Source organism: Parvibaculum sp., from assembly GCF_040882025.1.
Classification (GTDB): domain Bacteria; phylum Pseudomonadota; class Alphaproteobacteria; order Parvibaculales; family Parvibaculaceae; genus Parvibaculum.
Map to the genome: position 1 here is coordinate 3,470 of NZ_JBBECC010000033.1, position 3,575 is coordinate 7,044.

The 3,575-nt window shown below is 61.4% G+C and carries 4 protein-coding genes; 2 read left to right on the top strand and 2 right to left on the bottom strand.

The features are described 5' to 3' along the window. Positions 1-15: 15 nt before the first annotated feature. Complete coding sequence (locus WEB61_RS02290) at positions 16-573, bottom strand: MarR family winged helix-turn-helix transcriptional regulator (protein ID WP_368062714.1); 558 nt, start codon at positions 571-573, stop codon at positions 16-18. Between the two features lie 384 nt (positions 574-957). On the opposite strand from WEB61_RS02290, the gene WEB61_RS02295 reads away from it, so the two are divergent. Next, positions 958-1,575 (top strand): NUDIX domain-containing protein, encoded by a 618-nt coding sequence (locus tag WEB61_RS02295; RefSeq protein ID WP_368062715.1) that lies wholly within the window; start codon positions 958-960, stop codon positions 1,573-1,575. A gap of 64 nt (positions 1,576-1,639) precedes the next feature. Next, the gene (locus WEB61_RS02300) at positions 1,640-3,295 is read left to right on the top strand and encodes an MFS transporter (RefSeq protein ID WP_368062716.1); all 1,656 of its coding nucleotides are present in this window, start codon (positions 1,640-1,642) and stop codon (positions 3,293-3,295) included. A gap of 19 nt (positions 3,296-3,314) precedes the next feature. Here WEB61_RS02300 and WEB61_RS02305 read toward each other — a convergent pair. Continuing rightward, a partial coding sequence (locus WEB61_RS02305; protein WP_368062717.1) for an inner membrane-spanning protein YciB occupies positions 3,315-3,575 on the bottom strand: 261 nt, incomplete at its 5' end.

Genomic DNA, 3,575 nt, shown 5'->3' on the forward strand with positions numbered 1-3,575 from the left:
CCCGGCAACTGAAGTTCAGCTCTTCTTGCGACGCGCGGCCGGCTTTTTCGCCGCCGGCTTGCGGGCGGGCTTCTTGGCGGCGCGCTTTACCGGCTTCTTCTTCGGTGCGGCTTCCTCGGTCTTCATGCTTTCGATGGCGCCGTTGAGATGGCCGAGTGACTTCATCAGATCCGACTGCACCGATTTCGGCAGCACTTCCAGCAAGGCTCTTTCGGCCGCCAGCGCCTTCGGCATCGCACCCTTCAGCGCGCGGCGGCCGGCGGCGGTCAGGCGCACGGCATTGGCGCGCGCGTCCTCGGCGGTGCGGCGGCGGGCCAGAAGGCCGTTCTTGATCATGCGGCTGATCATGTCGGCCAGCGTCGAGCGATCGATGCCCGTGCGGTTGACGAGATCGGTCTGGCTCAATCCCTCTTCCTCTTCGACCGCGAAAAGCACGATGAACTGCCGCGGCGTCAGCGCATTGCCGCCCATCTGCTGAACGAACTGGTCATACGCAAATTGCTGTGCACGACGCAGCAGATGGCTCAATGAGCTTTCGAGATCGAAACTTCCGGTCGATTTTCTGGGGGCCATTACGTCTGTCCTCTGGAACTATTCGATACGCGTACGTCCGAATATCGGGGTGAATATCGCTGTTTCTTGTCTTTGCGGGATACTTTCCGGGGCGGGATATTTTCCGGTCGGCGGGGTCTCCCGTGCATGGAGAAATGGATCGGGCACGTCTTGGCATTGCCATGCGCACCGCACTATCTTCATATGCACCCGCAAGGCCCTCTCTTGCAAGAGGTAGGGAGCCATGAAAAAAGAAGAAAATTCGCAACTGCGATAGGTCTGTGCGCGGACGGTCCGTTTCTGCATCTGCCCATTTGGGTGGCATATGTCGAAGATTGTGGTCCGGTGCGGCGGCCGCGCGGGCGATCGAAGCTTAGTTCCGTGGGCGGATCAAAGAGTTGAGATATGACGAATTTGACGAAAAAGGGCGGGTCCGGACCTGTTTCAGCGGTGCCGGCGCCGCGCGAGCCGGGCGCCGATCACGATCCGGCCTTTACCCGCCGCGTGCCAACGGGAGACAATTTACCGCGGGATATCTGCGACCGTTGCGGCTTCATCCACTATGTGAACCCGAAGGTCGTGGTCGGCTCGGTCGTCTCCTTCGAGGGGCACATCCTGATGTGCCGCCGCGCCATCGAGCCGCGCAAGGGGTTCTGGACGCTGCCGGCCGGCTTTATGGAACAAGGTGAGACGGCGGAGGAAGGCGCGCGGCGCGAAGCGCGGGAGGAAGCCAATGCCGAGATCGTGCTGAAGGATTTGCTCGCCGTCTATTCGATTCCGCGCATCGCGCAGGTGCAGTTGATGTACCGCGCCGAGCTTGCCCATCCCTCCTTTTCGGCAGGGGAGGAGAGCCTCGAGGTTGCGCTCTTCACTTGGGATGAAATTCCGTGGGAGGTGCTTGCTTTCCCCAGCGTCCACTGGGCGTTGACGCAGTTTCGTTCGGTCGAGGGCCAGTCCTCCGTGGTGCCTTTCACAAATCCGGAGGGTGAAAACGGCAACCTGTTTCCGCGCCCGCCGCGCTAGCATCGCTGGATTATTCGCGGCATTCTCTCGCCATAAAGGGGCACGCATAAAACGGGATCGGGGCATGACGGAAGCGGTGGCGGCAGGAACCGGAAACGGACGCATGACGCGCGAGGAGCGGCGGGTGATTTTCGCCTCCTCGCTCGGCACCGTTTTCGAGTGGTACGATTTCTATCTCTATGGCTCGCTCGCCGCGATCATCTCGGTGCAGTTCTTTTCAGGCGTTAATCCGACGGCCGGTTTCATTTTCGCGCTGCTGGCCTTTGCGGCCGGCTTTGCCGTCCGGCCCTTCGGCGCCATATTTTTCGGCCGTCTGGGCGATCTCGTTGGCCGGAAATACACATTTCTCATCACCATCGCGATCATGGGTGTTGCCACCTTCACCGTCGGTCTTTTGCCCAGCTATGCGACGATCGGCTTTGCCGCCCCGGCGATTCTGATCGGCCTTCGGCTGTTGCAAGGCCTGGCGCTTGGCGGCGAATATGGCGGCGCGGCCATTTATGTCGCCGAACATGCACCCCATGCGAAGCGCGGCAGCTACACGGCATGGATACAGACGACGGCGACACTCGGGCTTTTCCTGTCGCTCCTCGTCATCCTCAGCTGCCGCCTGTCGATGGACAAGGAGAGCTTCGAAAGCTGGGGCTGGCGCATTCCCTTCCTGCTGTCGATTCTCCTGCTCGGCATTTCGGTCTGGATCAGGCTCAAGCTCAACGAGTCGCCGTTGTTTCAGCGGATGAAGGAGGAAGGCACGCTCTCCAAGGCGCCGCTGAAGGAGAGCTTCGGCGAATGGAAAAATCTGAAGATCGTGCTGATCGCGCTGATCGGCCTGACCGCCGGGCAGGCCGTCGTCTGGTACACCGGTCAGTTCTATGCGCTTTTCTTTCTGACGCAGGTGCTGAAAGTCGACGGGCAGACCGCCAATATCCTGATCGGCGTGGCGCTGCTCTTCGGCGTTCCCTTCTTCGTCATCTTCGGCGCGCTGTCGGACCGCATCGGCCGCAAGCCCATCATCATGGCGGGCTGTCTTCTGGCCGCGCTCACCTATTTCCCGCTTTTCGCAGCGCTGACGCATTTTGCCAATCCGGCGCTTGAGGAAGCGCAGCGGCTTTCGCCGGTCGTCGTCGTCGCCGATGCGAGGGAATGCTCCTTCCAGTTCAATCCGGTCGGAACGGCGGCATTCACGACTTCCTGCGACGTCGCCAAAAGCGCGCTGGCACGGCGCGGCATTCCCTACAGCAACACACGCGCCGCTGCCGGTGCGACGGCCCATGTCGAAGTCGGCGAAACGCGCATCGCCTCCTTCGACGCCGCGGATGATGCCGACGGCGCGGCACGGCAAGGCTTCGAGGCGGCGCTCGCGGACGCGCTGGCGCAAGGGGGCTATCCGGCTTCGGCCGATCCCGACGCCATCAACACGCCGATGGTCGTTCTCGTTCTTTTCGTGCTGGTTCTCTATGTAACGATGGTCTACGGCCCCATCGCGGCGACGCTGGTCGAGCTCTTTCCGACGCGTATACGCTACACGTCGCTGTCGCTGCCCTATCATATCGGCAATGGCTGGTTCGGCGGGTTCCTGCCAACGGTCGCCTTCGCCATCGTGGCGGCCAGCGGCAATATCTATTCAGGCCTCTGGTATCCGGTCATCATCGCCGCGGTTACCTTTGTCGTCGGCATGATCTTCGTGCCCGAAACGAAAGATCGCAGCATTCACCCCTGAGCGACGGGGAGTGCGCCGGTCACTCGGCAGCTTGCGCGTCGGTGTCGCGGCCGCGCGCATATTTCGTCAGCACCGGGATTTGCGCCATGCCGAACACCAGTGTCAGCGGCATTACGCCGAAGAGCTTGAAGCTGACCCAGAAGTCGGTCGAGAAATTGCGCCAGACGACTTCGTTGATGAGCCCGAGGAAAATAAAGAAAAGACCCCAACGCACGGTCAGCACCATCCAGCCCTTGTCGGTCAGATCGAAGGCGCCGTCGAACAACTGCTTCATGATGGG

What these genes read in the sequence shown, in the direction of transcription:
- WEB61_RS02300 (WP_368062716.1), top strand. Translation starts at nt 1,640, where the DNA reads ATGACGGAAGCGGTGGCGGCAGGAACCGGAAACGGACGCATGACGCGC.
- WEB61_RS02290 (WP_368062714.1), bottom strand. Translation starts at nt 573, where the DNA reads ATGGCCCCCAGAAAATCGACCGGAAGTTTCGATCTCGAAAGCTCATTG.
- WEB61_RS02295 (WP_368062715.1), top strand. Translation starts at nt 958, where the DNA reads ATGACGAATTTGACGAAAAAGGGCGGGTCCGGACCTGTTTCAGCGGTG.